Origin of the sequence: Ketogulonicigenium robustum (genome assembly GCF_002117445.1) — a bacterium.
GTDB lineage: Bacteria > Pseudomonadota > Alphaproteobacteria > Rhodobacterales > Rhodobacteraceae > Ketogulonicigenium > Ketogulonicigenium robustum.
The window spans coordinates 1,017,585-1,042,604 of the sequence record NZ_CP019937.1; the positions used below are offsets into that span (position 1 = coordinate 1,017,585).

Here is a 25,020-nt window from a genome sequence, read left to right on the forward strand (position 1 = left end):
GTTGGTCGGGGCCTTTTTGCATTTGCCCCCGCGCGATGCCACTTTACGCGATGACGTGCTGGCGGTATGCGGGATGCAATTACAGATAAGGACAATTGGGACGCCATGACCAGCCTTGCCGATATCCGCTCGACCTTCTTGAACTTCTATGCCCGCAATGGTCATACGATTGTGCCGTCCTCGCCGCTTGTGCCGCGCAACGACCCGACGCTGATGTTCACGAACTCGGGGATGGTGCAGTTCAAAAACCGCTTTACCGGCGTTGAAACCGGTGACTACTCGCGTGCGACCACCGCGCAGAAATGCGTGCGTGCCGGTGGCAAGCACAACGACCTTGATAACGTCGGCTACACCGCGCGCCACCACACGTTCTTTGAAATGCTGGGGAACTTCAGCTTCGGCGACTATTTCAAGGAAAGCGCGATCCCCTTTGCATGGGAACTGCTGACCAAGGATTTCGGGATCAACAAAGACCGCCTGCTGGTCACTGTTTACCATACAGACGACGAAGCTGCGAATATCTGGAAGAAGGTTGCGGGTCTGTCTGATGATCGCATCATCCGCATCCCGACGAACGACAACTTCTGGATGATGGGCCCGACCGGCCCCTGCGGCCCCTGTACCGAGATTTTCTACGACCACGGCGACCACATTGCCGGCGGCCCGCCCGGATCGCCCGATGAAGACGGCGACCGTTTTATCGAGATCTGGAACCTCGTGTTCATGCAGTTCGAACAGTTCGAGGACGGCACCCGTGCGGGCCTGCCCAAGCCCTCGATCGATACTGGCATGGGGTTGGAACGTATTGGCGCGCTGCTGCAAGGCAAGCATGACAACTACGATACCGACCTGATGCGCGCGCTGATCGAGGCTTCGGCCCATGCCACGTCGAACGACCCTGACGGCCCCGGCAAGGTCCACCACCGTGTGATCGCCGACCACCTGCGCTCGACCAGCTTCCTAATCGCCGATGGCGTGATGCCCTCGAACGAAGGGCGCGGGTATGTGCTGCGCCGCATTATGCGCCGCGCGATGCGCCACGCGCATATGCTGGGTGCCAAAGACCCGGTCATGTACCGTCTGGTCCCCGCGCTGGTGCGCGAAATGGGCGCCGCTTACCCCGAACTTGGCCGTGCTCAAGCCTTGATCGAGGAAACGCTGCGCACCGAAGAAACCCGTTTCAAGCAAACGCTGGATCGCGGCCTGCGCCTGCTGGATGACGAACTGGCACATCTGCCGGGCGACGCCGACCTGCCGGGCGCGACCGCATTCAAGCTGTACGACACCTACGGCTTCCCGCTGGATCTGACGCAAGACGCCCTGCGCGAGAAAAACCGCAAAGTCGACACCGCCGGTTTTGATGCCGCCATGGAAGAACAAAAGGCCAAGGCCCGCGCGGCTTGGGCCGGTTCGGGCGAACAAGCCGACGCCAGCGTCTGGTTTGATCTGGTCGAAAAGAACGGCCCGACCGAGTTTTTGGGCTATGACACGCTGACAGCCGAAGGGCAGGTCACCGCAATCATCGGCGGGACCGGCACATTGGTCGAGAAGGCCGAGGTGGGCAGCGAAGTTCAGGTCGTCCTGAACCAAACGCCGTTCTACGCGGAGTCGGGCGGCCAAGTGGGCGACGCGGGTATTCTGCGCACCGACACGGGCCTGATCGAGGTCACCGACACCAAAAAGCACGCTGGCGCGTTCGCGCATATCGGCGTCGTCCGCGAGGGTAGCATTGCCCGCGGCCAAGGCGCGGTGCTGACGGTTGATGCGGCGCGGCGTGCGCAAATCGCGGCGAACCACTCGGCCACGCACCTTGTGAACGAAGCCCTGCGCGAAACGCTGGGCGATCACGTTGCGCAGCGCGGTTCGCTGAATGCACCCGATCGCCTGCGGTTCGACTTCAGCCATTCCAAGGCGCTGACGCCTGCTGAAATCAGCAAAATTCAGGCCGATGTAAATGCGTTCATCCGCCAGAATTCGGCAGTTGAAACCCGCATCATGACGCCGGATGAGGCGCGTGATCTGGGTGCCCAAGCCCTGTTTGGCGAGAAATACGGCGACGAAGTGCGCGTGGTTTCGATGGGGCAACAGACGGGTTCGGGCAAGGGTGTCGATAAAAACACCTATTCGCTGGAGCTGTGCGGCGGCACGCATGTGACCCGCACCGGCGAAATTGGCGCGTTTGTTCTGCTGTCGGATTCGGCGTCCTCTGCCGGTGTTCGCCGCGTCGAAGGGCTGACCGGCCAAGCCGCACTCGACCACTTGACCGCACAAGAAGCAGCCCTGCAATCTGTTGCTGCGACGCTGAAAACCAGCACAGCTGATGTGGTTGATCGCGTCCGTGCGCTGGTTGACGAACGCAAGGCACTTGCGAACGAAGTTGCGCAACTGCGCCGCGATTTGGCGATGTCGGGCGGCAGCAAGGCCGAAACATCCGTGCGCGATGTCAATGGCATTGCGCTGCAGGCGCAACTGTTGACGGGTGTGACTGGTAAAGATTTGCCCGCGTTGGTTGACAGCTTCAAGGCTGAACTTGGTTCAGGCGTTGTGCTGCTGATCGCCGAGGTCGACGGTAAAGCCGCCGTCGCCGCGGGCGTGACCGCCGATCTGACCGACAAGGTTTCCGCCGTCGAGGTTCTGCGTGCCGCTGTTGGTGCGTTGGGTGGCAAGGGTGGCGGCGGTCGTGCTGACCTCGCCCAAGGTGGTGCACCATCTGCAGAAAACGCCGAGGCCGCTTTTGCCGCTGCCGAGGCCCTGATCAAAGGATAAAACCATGCCGTCAGCTTTGTGGATTGCGCGCATCGACGTGACAGATGCCGAACGTTATGCCGAATACGCACGTCTCGCCCCTGCCGCAATCGCCGAGTTTGGCGGCAAATTCCTGACACGCGGCGGTGCTTACGAGGTGCTTGAGGGGCAGGGCCGCGCGCGGAATGTCGTGACCCGCTTCCCCTCGATGGATGCTGCGCGGGATTGCTATAATTCCCCCGCCTATCAGGCCGCACTGGCCTATGTCGATGGCAGCGCGGAACGCGACATCATCATCGTCGAAGAACTGGAATAAGAAAACGCCGCCCATTACGGGCGGCGTTTTTCATAGATGCATCAAAGTAAAAGCCCCGGAGTTTCCTTCGGGGCCTTGTCTTAGGCAGACTTGGCGTTACGCTTACGCTCGTTCGGGTCAAGGAAGCGCTTGCGCAGACGGATCGCGACAGGCGTCACTTCCACCAGCTCATCGTTGTCGATGTAGGCAATGGCTTGTTCCAGCGACATGATGGTGGGCGGCGTCAGGCGAACAGCTTCGTCGGTGCCCGAAGCGCGCACGTTCGTCAGCTTCTTGCCCTTCAGCGGGTTCACTTCCAGGTCGTTCTCGCGCGAATGCTCGCCGATGATCATGCCTTGGTAGACAGGCTCTTGCGGCGAGACGAACATCTTACCGCGATCTTCCAGGTTCCACAGGGCATAAGCCACAGCGGCGCCGTCTTCCATCGAGATCAGAACGCCTTGGCGACGCCCTTGGATCGCACCCTTATAGGGGGCCCAGCTGTGGAAAATGCGGTTCAAAACGCCCGAGCCGCGCGTGTCGGTCAGGAATTCGCCTTGGTACCCGATCAGGCCGCGCGAGGGAACGTGTGCGATGATGCGGGTCTTGCCAGCACCTGCGGGACGCATTTCGACCAGATCACCTTTGCGCACGCCGGTCAGCTTCTCGACAACCGCGCCGGTGTATTCGTCATCCACGTCGATCACGACTTCTTCGATCGGCTCGATGCGGACGCCGCCTTCTTCTTTCAGAACAACCTGCGGACGCGAGATCGACAGCTCGAACCCTTCGCGGCGCATGTTTTCGATCAGAACGCCCATCTGCAGCTCGCCACGGCCGAACACTTCGAACGCTTCACCGCCGGGGGTGTCTTTGATCTGGATCGCGACGTTGACTTCCGCTTCCTTCATCAGACGCTCGCGGATGACGCGCGATTGGACTTTCTTGCCTTCGCGGCCAGCCAGCGGGCTGTCGTTGATGCCGAAAGTGACCGAGATGGTCGGCGGGTCGATCGGTTGGGCTGCAATCGGCGTGTCAACCGACAGATCGCACAGCGTGTCAGCCACGGTCGCTTTGGTCATGCCTGCAACGGTTACGATGTCACCAGCTTCGGCAACGTCGATCGGCTGTTGCGACAGGCCACGGAAAGCAAGGATCTTACTGACGCGGAACTGTTCGATACGCTCGCCGGTGCGGGTCAGGGCCTTCAGTGTGTCGCCAGCGCGCAGCGTGCCAGCCTCGACACGGCCGGTCAGGATGCGGCCGATGAACGGGTCAGTCGACAGCGTGGTAGCCAGCATCTGGAAGGGCTCTTCGCGGCGGGCGATTTGCTTGGGCGGCTCGACGTGCTTGACGATCAGGTCGAACAGGGCGGACAGGTCTTTGCGCGGGCCGTCCAGCGTCATGTCTGCCCAGCCGCTGCGGCCGGATGCGTAGACAACGGGGAAGTCCAGTTGCTCGTCGGTCGCGTCAAGCGCGGCGAACAGGTCGAACACTTGGTTCAGTGCATTGTCGGGGTCGCCATCGGGCTTGTCGACTTTGTTCACGACAACGATCGGGCGCAGGCCCAAGGCCAGTGCCTTCGAGGTCACGAATTTGGTTTGTGGCATCGGGCCTTCGGCCGCGTCGACCAGCAGACATACGCCGTCAACCATGCTCAGGATACGCTCAACTTCGCCGCCGAAGTCCGCGTGTCCGGGGGTGTCGACGATGTTGATGCGCGTGCCGTGCCATTCGACCGATGTACATTTGGCCAAGATGGTGATGCCGCGCTCACGCTCGATGTCGTTGCTGTCCATTGCGCGTTCAGCGACAGCTTGGTTTTCGCGGAATGCGCCCGATTGTTTCAGCAGTTCGTCAACAAGAGTTGTCTTGCCGTGGTCAACGTGCGCGATAATCGCGATATTGCGAATGTCCATGGGTCTCTCTTTTCAGGAATTGTCCGGCGCATACCGCGCGGGCGCGCAAAACACCAGAAGAAATGCACCGGCGCGGCGACAGGTCGCCCCGCTATGTGGCTTTTTACTATGATTGCGGCAGTCTGTGACCGTCTTGTGACGGGCCTCAGCCTGCGATGTACCAATCCTTGCGGTGGTTGAGGGCTAAAACTAGCGACAGGATTGCTGTGCCGATGAACGAATAGATCACCTGCGGCACTGGTAGCAAAAACAGCGCGACGCCGAACAGCACACCGTCGATGGCCATTTGCACCCAGCCCGCCTGAATGCCCCATTTTTCCTGAATGACCAGCCCGATCATGCTGGTGCCACCAATGCTTGATCCATGGCGAAACAGCCCCAAAATACCAAGGCCCGCCACAATGCCGAAGACAACCGCCGCCAGCAAGGGATTGATCGCCGTGATGCTGATGTAGGGCTGTGCGAAGGTCACCATCAGGGACACGGCGGTCACGCTGACGAACCCCTTGATCGTAAAGACCCAGCCTTTTTTGAAGATCGCGAAGATGTAAAAGGGCACGTTTACCCAGAAAAACACCGCACCGAACGACCAGCTGCTGAGGTAGCTGACCAGCAGCGCCAGCCCCGCCGTGCCACCCGTGATCAGCCCTGCGCTGCGCAGCAGGAACATCCCTGCCGCGGTCGCAATGGATCCAATGGTAAGGCCCTGAAAATCTTCGATTAAAGTGTACTGGCGCATATGCGGCATCCCCAGGTCGCGCGGTTTTGCGCCCAGTTAAGCACAATCGGGTTGGCCGTCAATATAGTCAGTAATGCTTACCTAGTCAAAAGCCTACATACCGGTCGCGGCGGTGGTTTACGGCGATAACGAAGTTCAAAACGACAGCACCGACGAAACTGTAAAGGACGATCGGCAAGGGCAGGATCATCAGTGCAATCGCAAATAGAACCGCGTCAAAGGCCATCTGGATCTGGCCTGCGCGCAGGCGGGTGCGCTCTTGCAAATAGACTGCCAGAATGCCGATGCCGCCTAGGCTTGCGCCATGGCGGAACAGCGCCAGCAACGCCGAGCCTGATATGCAGCCATATATCACAGCACCGAATAGCGGATTGAAGCTGTCAAAACTGACCCAATCGCGGATCAGATAGCTGAGGATCGACATCACCGTGACCGCGATGAAGGTTTTAACCATAAAACGCAGGCCCATGCGTTTGTAGCCGATCCAGTAGAAGGGGATGTTGATCAGAAAGAACACCGCCCCGAACGACCAGCCGCTGACATAGGAAATCAGCACGGCCAGCCCTGCCATCTGCCCGGTGACAAACCCCAGCGACGTCAAGATCACCATGCCGAACGCGGCCATTACGGTGCCGAAGGCCAGCCCCTGTGCGTCGTCGAACAAGGTGTGGTGCTGATCGGATTGGTTTGACATGGTTGGCCCTGTGATGGTGATGTCGGCCATTCATCGCAGCCGTGCGCCAGATGCAAGCCCTGGCACAGGCGGGCGAACACAAAAGGGCCGGTCAAACGACCGGCCCTTTGGATCTGTCCATTTTTTAACCGACGAGGGCCTTGTTCAGGTATTCGTCGACTTTTTCCAGATAACCCATGGTGGAAAGCCATTTTTGGTCAGGGCCGACCAGCAGCGCCAGATCTTTGGTCATAAAGCCGTCTTCGACGGTCTGCACGGTCACACGCTCCAACGTCTCGGCGAAGCGCAGCAGCTGTGCGTTGTCGTCCAGCTTGGCACGATGCTTCAGGCCGCCCGTCCAAGCGTAGATCGACGCGATCGAGTTGGTCGAGGTTTCCTTGCCCTTCTGATGCTCGCGGTAGTGGCGGGTCACGGTGCCGTGGGCGGCCTCGGCCTCGACGGTCTTGCCATCGGGGGTCATCAGAACGCTGGTCATCAGGCCTAGGCTGCCAAAGCCTTGCGCGACGGTATCGGATTGCACGTCACCGTCGTAGTTCTTGCACGCCCAGACGTAACCGCCCGACCACTTCATCGCGCTGGCGACCATGTCGTCGATCAGGCGGTGCTCGTACGTGATGCCGGCTTTCTTAAACTTTTCTTCGAACTCTTCCTCGAACACCTTCTGGAACAGATCCTTGAAGCGCCCGTCATAGGCCTTCAGGATGGTGTTTTTGGTCGACAGGTACACAGGCCAGCCAAGGCTGAGGCCGTAGTTCATCGACGCGCGGGCAAAGTCGATGATCGACTGGTCGAGGTTGTACATCCCCATCGCCACACCAGCGGCGGGGGCGTCGAATACGTCGTATTCCAGCACCGTGCCGTCGTCGCCGACGAATTTCATCGTCAGCTTGCCCTTGCCGGGGAAGCGGAAGTCGGTCGCGCGATATTGGTCGCCAAAGGCATGGCGGCCGACCACGATGGGCTGCGTCCAGCCCGGCACAAGGCGCGGCACGTTCGAACAAATGATCGGCTGGCGGAAGATCACGCCGCCCAAGATGTTGCGGATGGTGCCGTTGGGCGACTTCCACATCTTCTTCAGGCCGAATTCTTCGACGCGGGCCTCGTCGGGGGTGATGGTGGCACATTTCACGCCAACGCCATATTGCTTGATCGCATTGGCGGCGTCGATGGTCACCTGATCATCGGTCGCATCGCGATATTCGATCCCGAGGTCGTAATATTTCAGGTCGACGTCCAGATAGGGCAGGATCAACTTTTGCTTGATGAAATCCCAGATGATCCGGGTCATCTCGTCACCGTCGAGTTCGACGACAGGGTTTTCTACCTTGATTTTAGTCATTTGCCCCTCTTGGCTGAAAATGCTCGGCTGGCTTCAGTCTAACATCGGCAAGAGGAGCTGTGAAGATGGTATACGGTCGTATACCGACCGAAAGTGACTAAATTCGCCCGTGGGCGCTGAACCATTGGGCGATCTCGGCGCGCACGCGTTGCCACACGTTCGGCAGCGTCAGCGCGACCTTGGGTGCGATGCGGGTGTCGATCTGTTCCAGCGTGACATCATATTCCAACCACGATCCACCATCGCCCAGCATGTTCAGCACCGGCGGCTGCACACGGTCGAGCGACTTGGCGTAGCGGGCGGTCGGGGTCTGGGCGTCCTCGAACTCATGCCAGGTCTCCAGCATCTCTTGCGCCAGATCGGGGGGCAGCAGGCCGAAAATGCGCTTAGCGGCAGCGGCCTCGGCCAGCACAATATCGGCGGCGCCGTGCGCCAGCCCGTTCTGGCTGTGCAGGGGCACATCACCCACGTCGATTTCCACCAAATCATGGATCAGCAGCATACGGACGGCCTTGGCGACATCGACATCCGGCCCCGCCTGATCGGCCAACACCAGCGCATAGAGCGCCAGCGTCCAGCTATGTTCGCCCGAGTTTTCCTTGCGCGACCCGTCGGCCAAGGGGGTCGAGCGGTAGACCGACTTCAGCTTCTCGACCTCACGCAGGAATGCAAGTTGCTGGCCCAGCCGGTCTACCGGCGCCATTAGCGGGTGCCTTCGGTCAAGCGGCGCTTGACGTAGCCCTGCACCGACCCGACCATCGTGTCCATGTAGGGGTCGTCAAAGAAGTGACCAGCACCTTCCACAACTTCATGCGTGATGGTGATGCCTTTTTGCTCGTGCAGCTTGCGCACCAGTGCCGATGTATCGGCAGGCGGGGCCACGCGGTCGGCCGCGCCGTTGATAATCAGCCCCGAGGCCGGGCAGGGCGCAAGGAAGCTGAAGTCATACAGGTTCGCAGGCGGCGCGACCGAGACGAAGCCGGTGATTTCGGGGCGGCGCATCAGCAGTTGCATCCCGATCCATGCGCCAAAGCTGAAGCCCGCGACCCAGCAGTGCTTGGCGTTGGTGTTCATCGACTGCAGGTAATCCAGCGCGGCGGCGGCATCTGACAGCTCGCCAATGCCTTGGTCGTACTCGCCTTGGCTGCGCCCCACGCCGCGGAAGTTGAAGCGCAGCACCGTGAAGCCCATGTTATAGAACGCATAGTGCAGATTATAGACCACGCGGTTGTTCATGGTGCCGCCAAATTGCGGATGCGGATGCAGAACGATTGCGATCGGTGCATCCCGGTCCTTTTGGGGGTGGTAGCGCCCCTCGATACGGCCTTCGGGTCCGGGAAAAATCACTTCAGGCATCGTTACCCCTTGTTTATATCTTCGCATTGGGCCTGCCATTCTTGACGGGAATGCACAGGCATCTTAGAATGATTCAAAATCCGCTTGACCCGGCAGCACCATCAGGGCCAGTGGGTATGTGCTGATACATCGAATGTGTCATGGCGCAAACCCTACTGTTACAGCCACTTCGGCAAGGCGGGCGGTTGTGCCTCAAGTAATGAGGCGCCACCCCAAGGTCAATGGATGTGGTCATTTCAGCGGTTGGACGCAAGTCATGAAACTATCGACAAAAGGACGTTACGCCATGGTGGCGCTGGTGGATCTGGCTTTGCAGCCCGATGGCACGCTGGTCAACTTGGGCGAGATTTCCAAGCGGCAGGACATTTCGCTGCCGTACCTAGAGCAGCTTTTCGTGAAGCTGCGCCGCGCGGATCTGGTGGAATCCGCCCGTGGTCCGGGCGGCGGCTATAAACTGGCCCGCGCGATGGAGGATATCTCTGTCGCCGAGATCTTGGGGGCGGTGGACGAGACCGTGAGCGCGATGCACAAAGGGGCAGGTGCCTCGGGTGGCATTTCAGGCTCGCGCGCGCAGTCGCTGACCAACCGCCTGTGGGAGGGGCTTTCGGCACAAGTCTACGTCTTCCTGCACCAGACCAAGCTGTCGGATATTGTGAAAAACCGCTTGGCCCCGTGCCCTGCTGTTCCGTCACTCTTCGAGATTGTCGACTGATGAGCCGCATCTACCTCGACCATAATGCCACTGCGCCCCTGCGCCCCGAGGCACGCCTTGCCGCAATGGCCGCGATGGATGCCATCGGCAACCCGTCCTCAGTGCATAGCGAGGGGCGGGCCGCCAAGAGCATTCTGGAAAAGGCGCGTCAGCAGATCGCCGAAGCCATCGGCGCGATGAACGCCGATATCGTGTTCACCTCGGGCGCGACCGAAGCTGCGGCGCTGACCATGGCGGGGCGTGGTTTGCGATCCGCCGCGATCGAGCATGAAGCAGTGCTGGCGTGGACGAGCGGCGACCTGCCGGTCGACAATGCGGGCCGTGTTGCCATTGAAAACGCAGGCGAAAGCGTGCTGCAACTGGCCAATTCCGAAACGGGCGTCGTACAGCGCCTGCCGCAGGGGTTGGCCGCTGTTGATGCAACGCAGGGCTTCGGCCGCGTGCCTTTTGCATTTGAATGGTCGGGGGCCAAAGCTGCTATCGTCTCGGCCCACAAGCTGGGCGGATTGAAGGGCGTCGGCGCCCTGATTATCCCGCAGGGCACCGATGTTACCGCGCAAATGCTGGGCGGCGGGCAAGAGATGGGGCGCCGTTCGGGAACCGAAAATATCGTCGGGATCGCTGCATTCGGCGCCGCCGCTGCCGCCGCTGCGGATGATCTGGCCGCTGGCCGCTGGGACGAGGTTGCGGCCCTGCGCGATTTGCTGGAAGACGCGATTTTGGCTGGCAGCGACATCACCAGCGTCGCGGGCAAAGACGCGGTGCGTTTGCCCAACACCACCAGCCTGATCACCCCCGGCTGGAAGGGCGAGACACAGGTTATGGCAATGGATCTGGCGGGCTTTGCCATATCTGCAGGGTCGGCCTGTTCATCGGGCAAGGTGCGCGCCAGCAAAGTGCTGCGCGCCATGGGATACGATGCGGACGCGGCGGCTTCGGTCATGCGCGTCTCGCTGGGATTGGAAACGACACGCGAGCAAGTTTTGCGCTTTGCCGAAGCTTGGATTGCGAAAAGCGCCAAACATCGTCAGAAGGCGGCATGAGGGGCGCGGGGAATTGAAAAAGGACGACGCAATGGAAGACCTACAGGTAAAGGAAGGCGTGGACGAGGCAACTGTTGCCGCCGTCGCGCAGCTTTCCGGTGCATACAAACACGGTTGGGAAACCGAGATCGAGACCGACTACGCGCCCAAAGGTCTGAATGAAGACATCGTCCGGCTGATCTCGAAAAACAACGGCGAGCCTGAGTGGATGCTGGATCTGCGTCTGCAGGCCTTTGCCCGCTGGCAGAAGATGGAAAGCCCGACGTGGCCGATGCTGACTCTGCCGGAGATCGACTTTCAGGACCAGTATTACTACGCCCGCCCCAAAAGCATGGCCGTAAAGCCCAAAAGCTTGGACGAGGTCGACCCGAAGCTGTTGGCGACCTATGAAAAGCTGGGTATTCCGCTGAAGGAACAGATGCTGCTGGCTGGCGTTGAGGGGGCAGAAGCCCCGCGCAAGGTCGCGGTTGATGCGGTGTTCGACTCGGTTTCGGTCGGGACGACCTTCAAGGACGAGCTGGCCAAAGCGGGCGTGATTTTCTGCTCGATCTCGGAAGCCATCCGCGAGCATCCCGAACTGGTCAAGAAATACCTCGGCTCGGTCGTGCCCGCGTCGGACAACTTCTACGCCACGCTGAACTCGGCCGTCTTTTCCGATGGATCGTTCGTCTACATCCCGCCTGGCGTCCGCTGCCCGATGGAGCTGTCGACCTATTTCCGCATCAATGCCGAGAACACAGGTCAGTTTGAGCGCACGCTGATCATCGCCGACAAAGGCAGCTACGTCAGCTACCTTGAGGGCTGCACCGCGCCGCAGCGCGATATTGCGCAACTGCATGCCGCCGTGGTCGAAATCGTCATCGAGGAAGACGCCGAGGTCAAATACTCGACCGTGCAAAACTGGTTCCCCGGTGACGCCGAAGGCAAGGGCGGGATCTACAACTTCGTGACCAAGCGCGCCGACTGCCGCGGCGATCGTGCCAAGGTGATGTGGACGCAGGTTGAAACCGGCTCGGCCATCACGTGGAAATACCCCTCGTGCATCCTGCGCGGCGATGACAGCCAAGGCGAGTTTTACTCGATCGCCATTGCGAACAACGCCCAGCAGGCCGACACCGGCACAAAGATGATCCACTTGGGCAAAAACACCAAGTCGCGCATCGTCTCGAAGGGGATTTCGGCGGGCAAGGCGCAAAATACCTATCGCGGCCTTGTTTCGATGCACCCCAAGGCGCAAAACAGCCGCAACTACACCCAGTGCGACAGCTTGCTGATCGGCGATAAATGCGGTGCCCACACGGTGCCTTACATCGAAGTGCGCAACAATTCTTCGCGGGTCGAGCATGAGGCGACGACCAGCAAGGTGGACGACGACCAGATGTTCTACTGCCGCTCGCGCGGGATGGACGAGGAACAGGCGGTCGCGGTTATCGTCAACGGCTTCGTCAAGGACGTGCTGCAGGCGCTGCCGATGGAATTCGCGATGGAAGCCCAAGCGCTGGTCGCGATCAGCCTGGAAGGTTCGGTCGGCTGATGGAAGGCCCGCTGCAAACCGCCACCCCGACGGGGGAAGGCACGGCGTATTTCGACTTTTTGGCCGCGCTGCGTGCGCTGGCCAAGGGCGACCCCGTGCGTTTCCCCCCGTTCGAGCTGGCGCGTTGGGGCGGGCTGACTTTTTGCCTGAACTACGACCATGACCCGATCCAGCGCGCCCTGCGCAATGGCCGTTTTTACGAGGCCGAGGCGCTGCGGCATGTCACCAAGCTGCTGCCGGCAGGGGCAGATATTCTGGACGTGGGCAGCAATATCGGCAACCACGCGCTGTATTTCGCCACCCAAACCAATGCGCGCCGCGTTGTGGTGATCGAGCCGAACCCTCTGGCGATTGCGCCTTTGATGGCCAACGTTGTGGTGAACGGCCTGCTGGGCAAGGTCGACCTATCTTACTTGGGGATCGGCCTGTCCGATCATGACGAGGCGGGCTTTACGATGGACAGGCATTTGCGCAACTTGGGTGCAACGCCCATGCGCAAAGGTGACGGGCAGCTGGTCGTGCGCCAAGGCGACGCGCTGTTTGCCGATGATCTGTTCCACTTTGTAAAGATCGACACGGAAGGCATGGAAATTAAAGTGCTTTCGGGTCTGTCTGACCTGATAAGCCGCTGCCGCCCGCTGGTGATGGTCGAGGTGCAGGACAGCAATATCCCGCAGTTGACGGACTGGTACACGCACCACAATTACGAACCAATTGAGGAATGGCGCGTATCGCGCGATGCCTCGAACTACCTTTTGCAGCCGAACGGCTGAAACGAAACCCGCCCGCAGCACCGTTCGCGCGGGTCCGACCAAATGGAATAGAATATGCTGACGATCAAAAACCTGCATGTGAAGCTGGAAGAGGAAGACAAGGCGATCCTGAAAGGGGTCGATCTGGTCGTCAAACCCGGCGAAGTTCACGCCATCATGGGGCCGAACGGCTCGGGCAAGTCGACGACGTCCTACGTTTTGGCCGGGCGCGACGGCTATGAAGTGACCGCGGGCGAGGTCGAATTCGACGGCGAAGATCTGCTGGCGATGGAGCCTGAAGAGCGCGCCGCCGCCGGTGTCTTTCTGGCGTTCCAATACCCGGTCGAAATTCCCGGCGTCGGCAACCTCACCTTCTTGCGCACCGCGCTGAACGCGCAGCGCAAAACCCGCGGCGAGGACGAGCTGTCCGCCGCCGACTTCCTGAAAATCGTCCGCCAGCGCGCCGCCGATCTGAAGATCGACGCCGATATGCTGAAGCGTCCGGTCAATGTGGGTTTTTCGGGCGGCGAAAAAAAGCGTAACGAAATCCTCCAGATGGCGATGCTCGAGCCGAAGCTCTGCATCCTTGACGAGACGGACTCGGGCCTTGACGTCGACGCCATGAAACTGGTTGCCGAGGGCGTAAATGCCCTGCGCTCGCCCGAGCGGTCGTTCGTGGTGATTACGCACTATCAGCGCCTGTTGGATCACATTAAACCCGATGTCGTGCATATTATGGCCAATGGCCGCATTGTGAAAACGGGTGGCCCCGAACTGGCGCTGGAAGTTGAAAACAACGGCTACGGCGATTTGCTGGCAGGGGTGGAATAAGATGGGTCTGCCGAAGATCAAGGCCGACGCGACCGCCGCCCGTTTGGCCGCACTCGTTTTGCCCAAGGGCGCTGCATGGGCCGATACCGCCCGGGCCGAGGCTGTCGCGCGACTGGAAACGATGGGGCTGCCGGTGCGCCGCGACGAATACTGGCGTTATTCGAACCCCGAAGGCTTGAACGCCGTCGCGCCCGCGTCGGTGCAGCCTGCGACTGAAGACGACGCCTTCGCGGCCCGTGATGCGTTCACGGTAACCTTCGTTGATGGTGTCCTCGACACCGGTTTGTCCGATCTGCCGGAAATAGAAGGAGTTGAGGTTTCCACCCTTGCTGCCGCGCTGGCCGAAGATGGGCACTGGGCCAAGGACTTGTACGGCAAACTTGAGGCAAAAGGGCAGGTCCCGGTGCAGCGCCCCTTTGCGGCGCTCAACACCGCTTTTGCCTATGGTGGTTTGGTGCTGCGGGTCACTGGTATTGTCGATCAACCGATCAAAGTGGTCTATCGGCAGGGCGATGCGCAGTCGGATGCCTTCGTGCACCATTTGGTTTTGGTCGAGGAAGGCGCCAGTGTGACGCTTTTGGAAGTCGGCACGGGTGCCGCGCGTTTCAATAGCGTGACCGAGGTCGAGATCGCGGATCGCGCCGCATTCCACCATATCCGTACGCAAGGCCGCACCGCTGACCGCCAGTTGGCGACGCATATGTTCGCGCATCTGGGGGCCGAAGCGCTTTTCAAAAGCTTCACCCTGTCTGTCGATGGTCGGTTCACCCGCAACGAATGTGTGCTCGAGATGAGCGGCGATGACGCCTCGGCGCATGTTGCAGGTGTCGCGGTGGGCGAAGGGCGTGATTTCCTGCATGACGATACCGTATTCATCACGCATGACGCGGTGAATTGTGAAAGCCGTCAGGTCTTCAAAAAGGTGCTGCGCAATGCGGCCACGGGCGTATTCCAAGGCAAAATTCTGGTCAAACCCGACGCGCAGAAGACGGACGGTTACCAGATCAGCCAGTCGCTGCTGCTGGACGAGGATGCCAATTTCCTCGCCAAGCCCGAGCTGGAAATCTACGCCGATGACGTCGCTTGCTCGCACGGGTCGACATCGGGGGCGATCGACGATACCGCGCTGTTCTACCTGCGCTCGCGCGGGGTGCCGCATACGCAAGCGGTTGATCTGCTGGTGCTGGCCTTCTTGGCCGAGGCTTTGGACGAAATCGCCGCCGAGGATCTGGCCGAAGATCTGCGCAAGTTGCTGACGGATTGGTTGAAGCGCTGATGTATGATGTAGAAAAGGTGCGCGGGGATTTTCCCATCCTCGCGCGGCAAGTGAACGGTCGGCCATTGGTCTATCTGGACAACGGGGCATCGGCGCAAAAGCCGCAGGTTGTCATCGATGCGGTGACAAATGCCTACACGAACGAATATGCTAACGTTCACCGTGGCTTGCACACCCTTTCTAATATCGCGACTGAAAAGTACGAAGGCACGCGGGGTATCATCGCGCGCTTTTTAAATGCGCCGCGGGCCGATGATATCGTCTTCGCCTCGGGCTCGACCGAGGCGATCAATCTGGTCGCTTATGGCTGGGCGATGCCGCGGATGGTGGCGGGGGACGAGATCATTCTGTCCATCGCCGAACATCACGCCAATATCGTGCCGTGGCATTTTCTGCGCGAACGGCAGGGCGTCGCGATCAAATGGGTCGAAACTGACGCCGCCGGCGCGATTGACCCGCAAGCTGTGATCGACGCCATCGGCCCGCGCACCAAGCTGATCGCCATCACGCAGTGCTCGAACGTGTTGGGCACCATTGTCGATGTCAAAGCCATAGCCGCAGGCGCGCATGCCAAAGGCGTTCCGGTGTTGGTTGATGGCAGCCAAGGTGCCGTCCACATGCCGGTCGACGTGCAGGATTTGGGCGTCGATTTCTACGCCATCACGGGTCACAAACTGTATGGCCCCTCGGGGTCCGGCGCAATCTACATCCACCCCGATCGTCAGGCCGAAATGCGGCCTTTCTTGGGTGGCGGGGATATGATTGACACGGTCACGCGCGACACAGTCACCTACGCGGCCCCTCCGATGAGGTTCGAGGCCGGCACCCCCGGCATCGTGCAAACCATCGGCCTGGGCGTGGCGCTGGAGTATCTAATGGGCCTCGGGATGGCGAACGTCGTCGCGCACGAGGCCGATCTGGCCGAATACGCCGCCGAGCGGCTAGGGGCGTTGGATTTCATCCGCCTGCAAGGCAACGCGCCAGGCAAAGCCGCGATCTTTTCGCTGACGATGGATGGCGCGCATCCCCATGATGTATCGACGGTTTTGGACAAACGGGGTATCGCCGTGCGCGCAGGGACCCATTGCGCGCAGCCGCTGCTGAATAGCTATGGCCTGACCGCAACCTGCCGCGCGTCCTTCGCCCTCTATAATACCCGCGCCGAGGTTGATGCGCTGGTCGATGCCCTTCACTTATGCCGGGATTTGTTTGCGTAAGGGTAAGCGATTGATTGGTTGCAGCCCATGGCGGCTGCGACTATAGATGATGAGCATGCACCCGTAGCTCAGCTGGATAGAGTGTCGCCCTCCGAAGGCGAAGGTCACAGGTTCGAATCCTGTCGGGTGCGCCAAATCCTTAAAATATGTATGTTATACAGATGCTTAGGTGTCCGTTTTGGAAACTATTTGACTTCGGTTTCCAGCTTTCTCGTTTCGTTCCATCGACAAGATTTTCATCTGGTCGGCCTGTTTGGTGTAATGGCTGATCTCGGAAAGGCTTGCATGGCCCGTCCAAGCGCCGATCTGTGAAGATGTTGCACCAGCTTCCGCCAGTGCCGCAGCGCGGGCTTTTCGCAGTCCGTGGGCGGTGCAGTCGTCGGGCAGTCCTGCGGATTTTGCTGACTTGCTGACCCACTGTGAAAGGGCCTTGACGCTACGCGCTGCGCCATTGCCTTTGGCTATCCAGATCATTCCGGTCTGCGGCAGAGCAACCAGAAATTGGGCGTGATCGGTCGACATTGCTTCTGCCCAAGTTGGAAGGTGCCGAACAGGGCAGGTGGCGGGGCCATCTGTCTTTGCTTGAACGAAGCGCAGCCAACCGTCTTGACCAACCATCTGCCACCCGAGCCTCACGGCATCCACGCAGCGCGCGCCCGTCCAGTAGATCACCTCGAATGCGCGCCGCTCGGCTGTTGTCATCGGCCACTGCGATCTAAACGTTTCGATCTCGGATTGCGTCCATTGGCGATGGGGTCTTACTTCGCCGATCTGCGCTTTCAGGCCGAATGACGGATCGCTAGCGATTTGGCCTTCCTCGACTGCAAACTTCAGGATGCTGCGCCACGCCTTGATCCTGTTCTGCTGCGCGCCGGGCGTGAACGCTCGAATGTCCTTGCGTAGATGGTCGATGCGAAGGTGCTTAACCAACGCCTGTCCGCGTTGTTCGCTGATACGATCAAGCGTTCTACGCCAAGTTGCCTGAGTGCTAGTTGCCATGCGCTTATATTCGGGGGAGCCAAGATAGGCGACGATCAGCGCTGCGATAGTTCCCTCCGGCTGCCGTCCTTTGGGCTTTGCGTTTCCGGCCTCGGCATAGGCTTTCAGGAATGTGGGGTGGTTCTCGGGAAGGTCAGGTAGTGGCACCAGCATTCCCGCAACCCGCCTGTATACGTAGCGCTTGCCATTCGGCTTTGTGACTACCTTGATGTCTGTTAGCCGAATACCACGTCGCATGTGTTCTCACTCGTGTCTTTGTCAGTTGGCAGTGTGTCGGCAAGTGCATCGAGGTCAGACCGATCGTATAGCCGCCGCGTGCCAATCATTCGGCGCGGCAGCCCCATGTCGCTCAGGGTGCTGATGCTTACTCCGAGATAACGCGCTGCCTCGCTTGCCCCGAGTAATCGCGGTGGATAGTGCAGTTCGGCCATCACTCACCCCCTTCCAGCGCCGACAGTATCCGCGCCTCGAAGTCGGCTTGGGCTGCGGCTTTGGCGGCTTCAAAGCTGTCCGCATTGATCCAATGATCCTTCATGCCTGAGAAATACCAGCCGTCATCGTCACAGTAGTATTTCCCAATAGACGTTCTGGCTGATTGGGAGCGGACGCCTGTTACAGATACACTGACATCAGTCCAAGCCAGCGGCTTGACCTTGCGGGCAATGTCGGCGCGGATGTATTCCACGGCTTCCACATACCCCATAGACATGGTGCGCTCCTGACACATCACATCGCGGGTGCCCGTGCCAATCTTTCGCGCTACGGTAATTCGTTCGGGTGCGTTAGTAGTCATCACGCTTCCCCCTTAGATGTCTGCCATGTCCAACTGTTATTGGCCGACACAAGAAAGACACTTTCGCACTCTCCGCATTCATACTCTCCGACGCCCTCGTCGTATAGGAACCCGTCGCTGTCTCTTGCTTGGTTCATGTATCCACAATGGGGGCATTCCGCCCCCACGTTTGAATATCGGTCAAATTCAGTCATCACGCTTCCCCCTTCGGCTTGAGCAGGGCGTGGATGGCGTCTGCTGATATGAACAGTTGTGACCCATCATTTGGGTTTTCAGAGCAATATGTCCCATCTGGCTCGCCCGTTCCCATGTCATAGCCGAACCACATTTGACCCTTGCTATTGAGGGTAGCCTCTACCCCCTCATTCCACGCCAGCCGCTTCTGTTCTTCCAGTGCTGCGGTCGCGTCGGCGGGGGTCAGGGCGAGGATGGCTTGACGCCACGACCACGGCACTCGAACTTTCTCTCCGGGAACCCGACCAGTTTCCACCTCAACTGCCGCCGCCTCAAGCAGCGCCTCGTTGCGGGCGTCACGCTTCACCTGTTCAAGGGCAGCGGTGGCGGTGACATGCGATAGGCCTGCCGTCATGTTGTCGATCTGGGTCAACACCCCAAGTAGGTCTTCAAACGGCTGCCAATCCGGTGCGTCTGTCTCATAGTGGGTTTTGTGCAGGCAGACGGCAAGAGATGTGGCGTATTCCTTGGCTCGACCCGTCTCTGCGCGGGCTGTGTCGCGTTGTGAAAGGGCTAGGCGGGCTGCATCATGGGCCGCATACTCTGCCTTCTTGTGAGCCTCGCACCACTTGAGGGCTGTGTCGCGTTCGGCAGTCAGGCGGGCGATTTCGGCTTGCAGCGACACAACGCTGACGATTTCTGTTATTGGATGGTTCTCCATCAGGCACCCACTTTCTCAAAGTGAAAAACAACTGGGGCATCGTGGATGGTCACGATGCCAAACCGGACAGCAGCCCGAAATATGGATTTCTCACGCGACACGATAGCAGCCGACCGCGTTAACAAATCTCGCCATCCCTCAAGAGACGATCCGCCCTTTCTGATGTTGCAGGGGCCGCACGCGGGCATCATGTTCGACACCACATTGCGCTCGGGGTTCATCATCCTCTGCTCGCTGGCCGGTAGTGCCCGCCCGTAGATGTCGGTGGTGATGCGCATCACGGGCTTAATGTGATCGGCGTGCATCCTCTCCATAACTTCACCGCAATACCCGCACCGGCCATCAAACCGTGCGCGCAACTGTTCTTTTTGTTTTTTCGAGCCTGTCCAGACTTCGTCGGAGTTCATCACTTCACCCCTTCGCGCAGATTGGTGTGGGCAGCGAGGGCGCTATCGACCCTGACACCCACACCGCTATGACCACCAAAATAGGTGCCGCAATCGCTTAAAGCGGCTGCCATCGCGTCCGCGTTAGCCCGCTCCCCAGCCAGTTCAGCGCGAATGCGGGCGGCATCCGCCTCCAACTCGATCACGCGGCGGGCTAGGTCGGGGGCAAGGGCGATGAGGCGCATGTTCCCACGCCCACCGTCATTATTCGCCCTGAACACTTCTGCCACGATCACATCTAGGTTTCCGCTCCACACCTCCTGATAGTGTGTCGTCGTCCTCCCGTCATAGCTTTCGCAGTCGTGCAGGCGCCAAGGTCCCTCTGTCGCGCCATCCAGCAGCGATTGCAGGTGTTCGGGGGTTAGGTTGGGGATGGTCATTCCACAATCTCCAGCAGGCGATACATGAAGTCAGCAGCCGCCCTCGATTGCATCCACGTATCGAACACTACGAAGGCCGTTCCGAAAATTGCCAAGAATGTGGCGGCATTGCCGATGAACGCCCATGCTTTCGACTTCGGCTTTTCTGCGACATCTCCATCTTTCCGCGCCTCAATTTCACGGGCGTATGTTCGGATGATCCCCGCGCACAATTCCTCGGGGGTCATCCCGAGAATTTCGGCGGTGCCTTCAATGACGCGCAAATCTGACGCAGCAATCTTGATGAAGCGGGGGCCGTGATCTGGCTCGGCCTGCTCGATTTCGCGGGCGGTGTGGGGGTCTGTGTATCGGTTCATTCCGTTACCTTTCAAAACGATGCGGCGAGGCAGTCATCCTCAAGCGCGCGGAGTTGCTGTGCGACCCGATCAAGCAGGGCCTTGCTGGGGCCGTGGGCGGCGTAGAAGGCCTTCGGGCTGTAGTGGTAGGCGGTCGGGCCGAACTCGCGCCGGTGGTGGCGCGGGCACAGCGGCAGGACGTTCCAGTCGCTGCGGGGCTTGCCCTCGTGGTGCACCTCGACGCCGTAGCAGCCGCAGACGAGGCACGGCAGTTGAGCCACGGCGGCCATGTGCTTCTGTGCGGCCTTGCGCTCCTTACTGCGCATGTAGGCCTCTCGCTTTGGGCTGCGGGGCGGTAGGGCTTTGCGCGGGGCTTTCGGTGCGCGGCCTTGCTTCTGGCGGACGGGCTGGCCGGTCAGGTTCATCCCTTTCCTCCAAGGTGGTATCCGCCGCACACGCCACAGCGATACGTGTTCATCAGGCCCCGCGCGCGGCGCGGCAGTCGCATGAGGCTGCGCCATGCCTGCTGGGGTGTTTGGTAGCGGTGCTTGCCGTCGCACATCGCGCAGGCCGGTGCCGAGATGCGGGTGGCGGGGTTCCAGTGCATCATTCCGTCGCCTCATTGGTCCAGCGGACGCCGTGCCTGTCGCCGTATTCTTGCGCGAAGGTGATCAGATCCGCGAATTGCGATTTCGACAGCCGAGACGAGCGAAAGCCCGCGGGGAACGGCGGGGCGTTGTCGATGCCCGGCTGCCAGATGATTTCGTGGCCGAGGGCCGACATGATGGCGGCCTTCCAAACTTCGGGGGCGTGCACGCGGCCCTCAGGCTTTGCGCGGCTGATGTCCGACAGCATGGCCCAAAGCTTGGCGTTCTGGTCTGTCGTCCGCTTAGCCTCGCGCACCGTCACGACGCAGCCAGCAGGGGCCTTGTCGATCAGGTCATGCGCGCTGCGGCGGGCGTAAGCCGATGTGAGCCAGACGGTCTGCATGGCTACACCGGCGCTGCGATGGTGAAGTGCTTGCGCCAGATCGCCCAGACCGAGGCGCGCACCGCAGCCGGATCGGCGGGGTTGAGCAGGGCGCAGGCGTGGCCGATCACCGCCTCGACGGTTTCGGCGTCAGCGTCGATGTCTGGGATGCCGAGCACCGACATGGCGCGATGCAGGGCGTCCTTGATGTTGAGCGGCGGGGTCACGCGGGGCATCACAGCACCTGCGCGGCAAAAGGTATTTCGTCGTCGCTGTAGCTGCCGCCAGCGTATCCGCCTTGGCTTTGCTGCGACTGCTCGCCCGCGCCGTTATCGCTGCCGTCTCGGCCGTCCAGCAGCGTGAGGGTGCTGTTGAACGGGCGCAGGGCGACCTCGGTGCTGTAACGGTCAGCGCCGGACTGGTCTTGCCACTTGCGGGTTTCCAGCTGGCCTTCCAGATAGACCTTGCTACCCTTGCGCAGGTATTTCTCCGCGATGACGCCCAGCGGTTCCGAGAAAATGGCAACGCTGTGCCATTCGGTGCGCTCTTTGCGTTCGCCGCTGGATTTGTCGCGCCATGTCTCGCTGGTCGCGATGCGCAGGTTCACGACCTTGCCGCCATTGGGGAAATTGCGGACCTCGGGGTCGCGGCCCAAGTTGCCAATCAGGATGACCTTGTTGACCGAGCCAGCCATTAGAAAGCTTCCTTTTCCTGCCAGACGCGGAGGCCGTCTGCATTTTGGGTTGTGGTGTGGTTGCGACGGGCCCAGTCGTCGATAAATGCGGTGATGGCATCGCGATCATTTCGCGCGATGAAGTTGAGCAAGGAGCGGTGATCCGTGACCTCGTAGCGCGTCACGGTGCGCAGCCCCTTCACCCTGTCTTTGCCTGCCTTTGCGGCTTGTGCTGCGGCGATCTCTGCCTCGTGCTGCGCAGCGGCGGCGGCCCGTTGTGCCTCAATGTCGGCTGCATTGGCGCGCGCAGCAGCTTCTTGGGCTTCACGCATTTTGCGGTCGGCCTCGGCGCGGGCTTGGCGCTCGGCTTCGGCTTTTTCCGCTGCCAGCTTTTGCTTGAAGCCGTTCACCACCGAGACAAGTCCAGCTTCGATCCGCTTGGCGTCCTCGATGGTTGGTTTCCAGCGCGCGCCCTCTGCCTTGTAGGCATCGTATAGCGGGGCGGTGGCGGATTTCTGACCCGCCTCCAGTTTCAAGCGCCATTCGCGCATCGACTGCCGCAATTCATCAACGGCATTCATTTGGCTTTCGGTTTCGACCGGCGATCCATCCAGCCAGTTTTCTGCCTCGATGCGCCAGCTTTCGTACTGGCCGCAGATTTCTTCGATGGGGTCGGGTGGGTTGTTATGCCCGACTGATGCAAGTGCGTTCATTCGTTCAGGCCTCAGTAGGGAATTTCATCATCGACCAAGCCGCTGCTCAGTCGCGCTTTCGCTGCGTCTTTGGCAGCAACCACACGCGGATCGCCCCGCACACTGATCGGCAGCCCACTGAACACCGCTTGCAACTGCTCCATGGTCGCGGCCTTGCCCAAGCTATCGCAGGCAACATCCATAGCGGTGGGGCCGGTGCTGGCCGGTGCCGCCTGACGCGATGCTTGCTTCGGGGCGGCGGATGCTGCTGCGTTCCCGTCGTCGTCCTCGGGTGCGATGCCTGCCATTGCCATCAGGCCGTAGCGGCGGGCGTAGGTGACGGCAGAGCCATATCCCTGCATGTCGTTTTTCGACACGATCAGTGGCACATCGCATTCGATGGTGGTGCCGCTTTCGCCGTGCGCCAGCACCGTGCGAATATAGCGGTCGTCGCCGATCGTCAGCGCGGGCTGAAAGACTGCGATGCCGTGGCTGTTCAACGCGGGCAGGCACGCATCCATGACCGCACCCAAATCAGCGTACTTGCTGCGAAAATGGGGATTGCTCGAAGACTTCAGGGCTTTGCCCATCTCGGCCTGCGCAGCTGCAAGGGCGGCATAGACGTTGGCATGAACGGCGGTCTTCTCGCCAGTGACGGGCATCATATCGTTCATCGTGGCATCTCACACTTGGTTACGGGTTCAGCCGAGCAGGCCATGTGCGGCCCGTGCTAGGGCGCGAGGCTGCGGGCGTAGGAAAGGACGGGGCCGAGGTTCATGGCGATGAACAGCACCACCAGAATGATCAGCCCGCAGGCGATCAAATCGAGAGGGTCGCGGGTCATTGCTGCCTCGTCAGTTGGCGGGCCAACATCTTGACGGCCGAGCGAAGGTCAGAGGGCAGATCAATCAGCCGCGCGTTGATGGGCTTCCCGATCCGGCTGCTGATGATCGCCTTGGCTTGCTGGACGCTGGTCATTCTGCGGCCACCAGAGCGGGCGCGCCGATGGCCTCGACCTTATAGCCGAGGGTGGTGGCGAGGCGGTGGAACGCGTCATCGATGCTGGCCTTTGCCATGGTGGCGTAGCCGTTGGGCAGCCCGTCCATCATTTTGACGAGGTGGGCTTCGTTCGCGATGGTCTGCGCAATTTCACCGGCCTTGATGTAGCGATGTATCATTGCAGGAATCCTTGAAGGGGACGGGAGGGGCTTTCGCTCGCCTCCCGCCAGTTGCGCCGCGCCCGAGACAGCGGGGGATTGCGGCGGGGAATGGGTTAGATTGCGCGGGCTTCGGCGCGTTCGGCCTCGTCGCGGCATTCCGCGATGAAGGCAGGGGCGAAGCCGCCAAAGTCGGAGGAGGGGAAGTAGCGGCCAGCTACGCTGATGCCGACCAAGCGGGCGGTTTCGTGTTCGGTGCGGCCCGTGGTCTCAAAGTGCGCGGTGACGGGCACGATGGTCTCGATCTCGGCGGAAAACTCGGTCAGGCGTGGGGTGTAACGGGCGTCGAACATGGGAACCTCCATCTGGGCCAGCGGCTCATGTGTCGCGCTGGTGATGAAGGCAATATACACGCCAAAGCGTGCATTGCAACACTAAAAACACGCGATAGCGTGCACATTCTTGCCTCACCCTCTGAGGTGTGCGAGAATCAGGGGAGATGATGGAGGAGGGGCGGTTGGTAAATCTGACAGAGATAGCGGCTTATCTTGGTATATCGCTCGGGGTTGCCAACACATGTTTGATGGTGGCGCTAGATCTGCGCCACTTCGTGCGCCGCAAGCGCGAACGCGAGATGACTTTGGCGCGTAGGGTGACTTTTCCCCAGGTCGAAGCAAGCGCGGGCGACGGGTCATTCGGAGCAAAGAGGAAGATATGGATACGAATTCCACCTGATGGCGGGTTCTGGTTTGACTTCGATCCGGTCGGAGGAAGATCAACGTCCACAGTGATGCGAGAGCTTCGGTCATCCGCTGGCTGGCCCTTGAAGTATAATTCATCATTTGCAAAGGATGCGATCCTATGAGGCTCTTCGCAGATGAAAGCCCCGTGAGGCAGGGTGCACTGGATTTCGGTCAAGGTTCTACCGTAGGTGTCGAGGTTTCTTGCTATAATCTCAACGGGTATCCAATTTCCGTCATTTTCGATGCGATCACGAACGAGGTATGTGCTGCTGGCATCCACAACGATCTCAGGCTCGATATTTCCTCGATCGAAGCGCCATCGAACGGCTAGATAGGCAGTGTTGATCACGCCTAAAGCCAATCCGCCCCAAGCAGCAATGTCGGTCAAAGTCATCACTGACCCTTTGTTATCGAGCTTGAAAGTCCTGAAAACACCATCATGGCGAAATTGGATAGCGTAAAGCGTAAAGAAAAACCCCGCCGGTT

General features: G+C 60.2%; 32 protein-coding genes and 1 tRNA gene. 10 read left to right on the forward strand and 23 right to left on the reverse strand.

Annotation, left to right across the window (positions count from 1 at the left end; genetic code table 11):
- Positions 1–105: 105 nt before the first annotated feature.
- Positions 106–2,766: an alanine--tRNA ligase gene (alaS, locus tag BVG79_RS05160; protein ID WP_085787261.1), complete on the forward strand. Its 2,661-nt coding sequence runs from the start codon at positions 106–108 to the stop codon at positions 2,764–2,766.
- Positions 2,767–2,770: 4 nt separating this feature from the next.
- Positions 2,771–3,061: a DUF1330 domain-containing protein gene (locus tag BVG79_RS05165; protein WP_085785943.1), complete on the forward strand. Its 291-nt coding sequence runs from the start codon at positions 2,771–2,773 to the stop codon at positions 3,059–3,061.
- Positions 3,062–3,141: 80 nt separating this feature from the next.
- On the opposite strand, the gene typA is transcribed toward BVG79_RS05165, so the two are convergent.
- The 6 genes from typA to BVG79_RS05195 all read right to left on the reverse strand — a co-directional run bounded on the left by typA (position 3,142) and on the right by BVG79_RS05195 (position 9,087).
- Positions 3,142–4,959: a translational GTPase TypA gene (typA, locus tag BVG79_RS05170; protein WP_085785944.1), complete on the reverse strand. Its 1,818-nt coding sequence runs from the start codon at positions 4,957–4,959 to the stop codon at positions 3,142–3,144.
- Between the two features lie 145 nt (positions 4,960–5,104).
- A complete protein-coding gene (locus BVG79_RS05175; RefSeq protein ID WP_085787262.1) occupies positions 5,105–5,698 on the reverse strand; it encodes a YitT family protein in 594 nt (197 codons plus the stop codon).
- Positions 5,699–5,783: 85 nt separating this feature from the next.
- Positions 5,784–6,392: a YitT family protein gene (locus BVG79_RS05180; RefSeq protein WP_085787263.1), complete on the reverse strand. Its 609-nt coding sequence runs from the start codon at positions 6,390–6,392 to the stop codon at positions 5,784–5,786.
- Between the two features lie 124 nt (positions 6,393–6,516).
- Positions 6,517–7,731 carry an NADP-dependent isocitrate dehydrogenase gene (locus tag BVG79_RS05185; protein ID WP_085785945.1) on the reverse strand — a complete coding sequence of 405 codons (1,215 nt, stop codon included), beginning with the start codon at positions 7,729–7,731 and terminating at the stop codon, positions 6,517–6,519.
- A gap of 97 nt (positions 7,732–7,828) precedes the next feature.
- Positions 7,829–8,434, reverse strand: a complete 606-nt coding sequence (locus BVG79_RS05190; RefSeq protein WP_085785946.1) for an HD domain-containing protein — start codon at positions 8,432–8,434, stop codon at positions 7,829–7,831.
- Positions 8,434–9,087 (reverse strand): alpha/beta hydrolase, encoded by a 654-nt coding sequence (locus tag BVG79_RS05195; protein WP_085785947.1) that lies wholly within the window; start codon positions 9,085–9,087, stop codon positions 8,434–8,436. Before BVG79_RS05195 ends, BVG79_RS05190 begins: the two co-directional genes overlap by 1 nt.
- A gap of 256 nt (positions 9,088–9,343) precedes the next feature.
- Between BVG79_RS05195 and iscR the strand changes: the two genes are divergently transcribed.
- From iscR to BVG79_RS05235, 8 genes are all read left to right on the forward strand, one after another.
- Positions 9,344–9,799 (forward strand): Fe-S cluster assembly transcriptional regulator IscR, encoded by a 456-nt coding sequence (gene iscR / locus BVG79_RS05200; protein WP_085785948.1) that lies wholly within the window; start codon positions 9,344–9,346, stop codon positions 9,797–9,799.
- Entirely contained in the window at positions 9,799–10,842 is a 1,044-nt protein-coding gene (locus tag BVG79_RS05205) for a cysteine desulfurase family protein (RefSeq protein ID WP_085785949.1), read from the forward strand. The genes iscR and BVG79_RS05205 overlap by 1 nt, the downstream gene beginning before the upstream one ends.
- Positions 10,843–10,873: 31 nt before the next feature.
- Positions 10,874–12,376: a Fe-S cluster assembly protein SufB gene (gene sufB / locus BVG79_RS05210; protein WP_085785950.1), complete on the forward strand. Its 1,503-nt coding sequence runs from the start codon at positions 10,874–10,876 to the stop codon at positions 12,374–12,376.
- Positions 12,376–13,149, forward strand: coding sequence for an FkbM family methyltransferase (locus BVG79_RS05215; protein ID WP_085785951.1), 774 nt, complete (start codon positions 12,376–12,378; stop codon positions 13,147–13,149). The genes sufB and BVG79_RS05215 overlap by 1 nt, the downstream gene beginning before the upstream one ends.
- Before the next feature lie 54 nt (positions 13,150–13,203).
- A complete protein-coding gene (gene sufC / locus BVG79_RS05220; protein WP_085785952.1) occupies positions 13,204–13,959 on the forward strand; it encodes a Fe-S cluster assembly ATPase SufC in 756 nt (251 codons plus the stop codon).
- A 1-nt stretch (position 13,960) separates the two neighbouring features.
- Positions 13,961–15,235, forward strand: a complete 1,275-nt coding sequence (locus BVG79_RS05225; protein WP_085785953.1) for a SufB/SufD family protein — start codon at positions 13,961–13,963, stop codon at positions 15,233–15,235.
- Complete coding sequence (locus BVG79_RS05230) at positions 15,235–16,452, forward strand: cysteine desulfurase (RefSeq protein ID WP_085785954.1); 1,218 nt, start codon at positions 15,235–15,237, stop codon at positions 16,450–16,452. Before BVG79_RS05225 ends, BVG79_RS05230 begins: the two co-directional genes overlap by 1 nt.
- Before the next feature lie 57 nt (positions 16,453–16,509).
- Positions 16,510–16,586 (forward strand) — tRNA-Arg (locus tag BVG79_RS05235).
- Positions 16,587–16,617: 31 nt separating this feature from the next.
- On the opposite strand, the gene BVG79_RS05240 is transcribed toward BVG79_RS05235, so the two are convergent.
- From BVG79_RS05240 to BVG79_RS13470, 17 genes are all read right to left on the reverse strand, one after another.
- Positions 16,618–17,604, reverse strand: a complete 987-nt coding sequence (locus BVG79_RS05240) for a site-specific integrase (protein WP_198167890.1) — start codon at positions 17,602–17,604, stop codon at positions 16,618–16,620.
- A gap of 62 nt (positions 17,605–17,666) precedes the next feature.
- Positions 17,667–17,882 (reverse strand): helix-turn-helix domain-containing protein, encoded by a 216-nt coding sequence (locus tag BVG79_RS05245; protein WP_085785956.1) that lies wholly within the window; start codon positions 17,880–17,882, stop codon positions 17,667–17,669.
- Entirely contained in the window at positions 17,882–18,244 is a 363-nt protein-coding gene (locus BVG79_RS05250; protein ID WP_085785957.1) for a hypothetical protein, read from the reverse strand. The genes BVG79_RS05245 and BVG79_RS05250 overlap by 1 nt, the downstream gene beginning before the upstream one ends.
- Before the next feature lie 193 nt (positions 18,245–18,437).
- Positions 18,438–19,139, reverse strand: coding sequence for a hypothetical protein (locus BVG79_RS05255; protein WP_085785958.1), 702 nt, complete (start codon positions 19,137–19,139; stop codon positions 18,438–18,440).
- Entirely contained in the window at positions 19,139–19,546 is a 408-nt protein-coding gene (locus BVG79_RS05260) for an HNH endonuclease (protein ID WP_085785959.1), read from the reverse strand. Before BVG79_RS05260 ends, BVG79_RS05255 begins: the two co-directional genes overlap by 1 nt.
- Positions 19,546–19,965 carry a hypothetical protein gene (locus tag BVG79_RS05265; protein WP_085785960.1) on the reverse strand — a complete coding sequence of 140 codons (420 nt, stop codon included), beginning with the start codon at positions 19,963–19,965 and terminating at the stop codon, positions 19,546–19,548. The genes BVG79_RS05260 and BVG79_RS05265 overlap by 1 nt, the downstream gene beginning before the upstream one ends.
- Positions 19,962–20,321, reverse strand: coding sequence for a hypothetical protein (locus BVG79_RS05270; RefSeq protein ID WP_085785961.1), 360 nt, complete (start codon positions 20,319–20,321; stop codon positions 19,962–19,964). Before BVG79_RS05270 ends, BVG79_RS05265 begins: the two co-directional genes overlap by 4 nt.
- An 11-nt stretch (positions 20,322–20,332) precedes the next feature.
- Positions 20,333–20,725: a DUF968 domain-containing protein gene (locus BVG79_RS05275; RefSeq protein ID WP_085785962.1), complete on the reverse strand. Its 393-nt coding sequence runs from the start codon at positions 20,723–20,725 to the stop codon at positions 20,333–20,335.
- A gap of 181 nt (positions 20,726–20,906) precedes the next feature.
- Complete coding sequence (locus BVG79_RS05280) at positions 20,907–21,290, reverse strand: recombination protein NinB (protein ID WP_085785963.1); 384 nt, start codon at positions 21,288–21,290, stop codon at positions 20,907–20,909.
- 2 nt (positions 21,291–21,292) lie between these two features.
- Complete coding sequence (locus BVG79_RS05285) at positions 21,293–21,505, reverse strand: hypothetical protein (RefSeq protein ID WP_085785964.1); 213 nt, start codon at positions 21,503–21,505, stop codon at positions 21,293–21,295.
- Complete coding sequence (gene ssb, locus BVG79_RS05290) at positions 21,505–21,963, reverse strand: single-stranded DNA-binding protein (protein ID WP_085785965.1); 459 nt, start codon at positions 21,961–21,963, stop codon at positions 21,505–21,507. Before ssb ends, BVG79_RS05285 begins: the two co-directional genes overlap by 1 nt.
- Positions 21,963–22,655 carry a hypothetical protein gene (locus BVG79_RS05295; RefSeq protein WP_085785966.1) on the reverse strand — a complete coding sequence of 231 codons (693 nt, stop codon included), beginning with the start codon at positions 22,653–22,655 and terminating at the stop codon, positions 21,963–21,965. The genes ssb and BVG79_RS05295 overlap by 1 nt, the downstream gene beginning before the upstream one ends.
- 11 nt (positions 22,656–22,666) lie before the next feature.
- The gene (locus BVG79_RS05300) at positions 22,667–23,308 is read right to left on the reverse strand and encodes an ERF family protein (RefSeq protein ID WP_085785967.1); all 642 of its coding nucleotides are present in this window, start codon (positions 23,306–23,308) and stop codon (positions 22,667–22,669) included.
- 166 nt (positions 23,309–23,474) lie between these two features.
- Complete coding sequence (locus BVG79_RS13465) at positions 23,475–23,612, reverse strand: hypothetical protein (RefSeq protein ID WP_157115626.1); 138 nt, start codon at positions 23,610–23,612, stop codon at positions 23,475–23,477.
- Positions 23,609–23,812, reverse strand: coding sequence for a hypothetical protein (locus BVG79_RS05305; RefSeq protein WP_085785968.1), 204 nt, complete (start codon positions 23,810–23,812; stop codon positions 23,609–23,611). Before BVG79_RS05305 ends, BVG79_RS13465 begins: the two co-directional genes overlap by 4 nt.
- Positions 23,813–23,907: 95 nt before the next feature.
- Positions 23,908–24,144 carry a hypothetical protein gene (locus BVG79_RS05310; RefSeq protein ID WP_157115627.1) on the reverse strand — a complete coding sequence of 79 codons (237 nt, stop codon included), beginning with the start codon at positions 24,142–24,144 and terminating at the stop codon, positions 23,908–23,910.
- Between the two features lie 190 nt (positions 24,145–24,334).
- The gene (locus tag BVG79_RS13470) at positions 24,335–24,928 is read right to left on the reverse strand and encodes a hypothetical protein (protein WP_157115628.1); all 594 of its coding nucleotides are present in this window, start codon (positions 24,926–24,928) and stop codon (positions 24,335–24,337) included.
- Positions 24,929–25,020 lie beyond the last annotated feature (92 nt).

Coding starts and splice junctions, on each gene's coding strand:
- alaS (WP_085787261.1), top strand. CDS start 106: ATGACCAGCCTTGCCGATATCCGCTCGACCTTCTTGAACTTCTATGCC.
- BVG79_RS05165 (WP_085785943.1), top strand. CDS start 2,771: ATGCCGTCAGCTTTGTGGATTGCGCGCATCGACGTGACAGATGCCGAA.
- typA (WP_085785944.1), bottom strand. CDS start 4,959: ATGGACATTCGCAATATCGCGATTATCGCGCACGTTGACCACGGCAAG.
- BVG79_RS05175 (WP_085787262.1), bottom strand. CDS start 5,698: ATGCGCCAGTACACTTTAATCGAAGATTTTCAGGGCCTTACCATTGGA.
- BVG79_RS05180 (WP_085787263.1), bottom strand. CDS start 6,392: ATGTCAAACCAATCCGATCAGCACCACACCTTGTTCGACGACGCACAG.
- BVG79_RS05185 (WP_085785945.1), bottom strand. CDS start 7,731: ATGACTAAAATCAAGGTAGAAAACCCTGTCGTCGAACTCGACGGTGAC.
- BVG79_RS05190 (WP_085785946.1), bottom strand. CDS start 8,434: ATGGCGCCGGTAGACCGGCTGGGCCAGCAACTTGCATTCCTGCGTGAG.
- BVG79_RS05195 (WP_085785947.1), bottom strand. CDS start 9,087: ATGCCTGAAGTGATTTTTCCCGGACCCGAAGGCCGTATCGAGGGGCGC.
- iscR (WP_085785948.1), top strand. CDS start 9,344: ATGAAACTATCGACAAAAGGACGTTACGCCATGGTGGCGCTGGTGGAT.
- BVG79_RS05205 (WP_085785949.1), top strand. CDS start 9,799: ATGAGCCGCATCTACCTCGACCATAATGCCACTGCGCCCCTGCGCCCC.
- sufB (WP_085785950.1), top strand. CDS start 10,874: ATGGAAGACCTACAGGTAAAGGAAGGCGTGGACGAGGCAACTGTTGCC.
- BVG79_RS05215 (WP_085785951.1), top strand. CDS start 12,376: ATGGAAGGCCCGCTGCAAACCGCCACCCCGACGGGGGAAGGCACGGCG.
- sufC (WP_085785952.1), top strand. CDS start 13,204: ATGCTGACGATCAAAAACCTGCATGTGAAGCTGGAAGAGGAAGACAAG.
- BVG79_RS05225 (WP_085785953.1), top strand. CDS start 13,961: ATGGGTCTGCCGAAGATCAAGGCCGACGCGACCGCCGCCCGTTTGGCC.
- BVG79_RS05230 (WP_085785954.1), top strand. CDS start 15,235: ATGTATGATGTAGAAAAGGTGCGCGGGGATTTTCCCATCCTCGCGCGG.
- BVG79_RS05240 (WP_198167890.1), bottom strand. CDS start 17,604: ATGCTGGTGCCACTACCTGACCTTCCCGAGAACCACCCCACATTCCTG.
- BVG79_RS05245 (WP_085785956.1), bottom strand. CDS start 17,882: ATGGCCGAACTGCACTATCCACCGCGATTACTCGGGGCAAGCGAGGCA.
- BVG79_RS05250 (WP_085785957.1), bottom strand. CDS start 18,244: ATGACTACTAACGCACCCGAACGAATTACCGTAGCGCGAAAGATTGGC.
- BVG79_RS05255 (WP_085785958.1), bottom strand. CDS start 19,139: ATGGAGAACCATCCAATAACAGAAATCGTCAGCGTTGTGTCGCTGCAA.
- BVG79_RS05260 (WP_085785959.1), bottom strand. CDS start 19,546: ATGAACTCCGACGAAGTCTGGACAGGCTCGAAAAAACAAAAAGAACAG.
- BVG79_RS05265 (WP_085785960.1), bottom strand. CDS start 19,965: ATGACCATCCCCAACCTAACCCCCGAACACCTGCAATCGCTGCTGGAT.
- BVG79_RS05270 (WP_085785961.1), bottom strand. CDS start 20,321: ATGAACCGATACACAGACCCCCACACCGCCCGCGAAATCGAGCAGGCC.
- BVG79_RS05275 (WP_085785962.1), bottom strand. CDS start 20,725: ATGAACCTGACCGGCCAGCCCGTCCGCCAGAAGCAAGGCCGCGCACCG.
- BVG79_RS05280 (WP_085785963.1), bottom strand. CDS start 21,290: ATGCAGACCGTCTGGCTCACATCGGCTTACGCCCGCCGCAGCGCGCAT.
- BVG79_RS05285 (WP_085785964.1), bottom strand. CDS start 21,505: ATGCCCCGCGTGACCCCGCCGCTCAACATCAAGGACGCCCTGCATCGC.
- ssb (WP_085785965.1), bottom strand. CDS start 21,963: ATGGCTGGCTCGGTCAACAAGGTCATCCTGATTGGCAACTTGGGCCGC.
- BVG79_RS05295 (WP_085785966.1), bottom strand. CDS start 22,655: ATGAACGCACTTGCATCAGTCGGGCATAACAACCCACCCGACCCCATC.
- BVG79_RS05300 (WP_085785967.1), bottom strand. CDS start 23,308: ATGAACGATATGATGCCCGTCACTGGCGAGAAGACCGCCGTTCATGCC.
- BVG79_RS13465 (WP_157115626.1), bottom strand. CDS start 23,612: ATGACCAGCGTCCAGCAAGCCAAGGCGATCATCAGCAGCCGGATCGGG.
- BVG79_RS05305 (WP_085785968.1), bottom strand. CDS start 23,812: ATGATACATCGCTACATCAAGGCCGGTGAAATTGCGCAGACCATCGCG.
- BVG79_RS05310 (WP_157115627.1), bottom strand. CDS start 24,144: ATGTTCGACGCCCGTTACACCCCACGCCTGACCGAGTTTTCCGCCGAG.
- BVG79_RS13470 (WP_157115628.1), bottom strand. CDS start 24,928: ATGACTTTGACCGACATTGCTGCTTGGGGCGGATTGGCTTTAGGCGTG.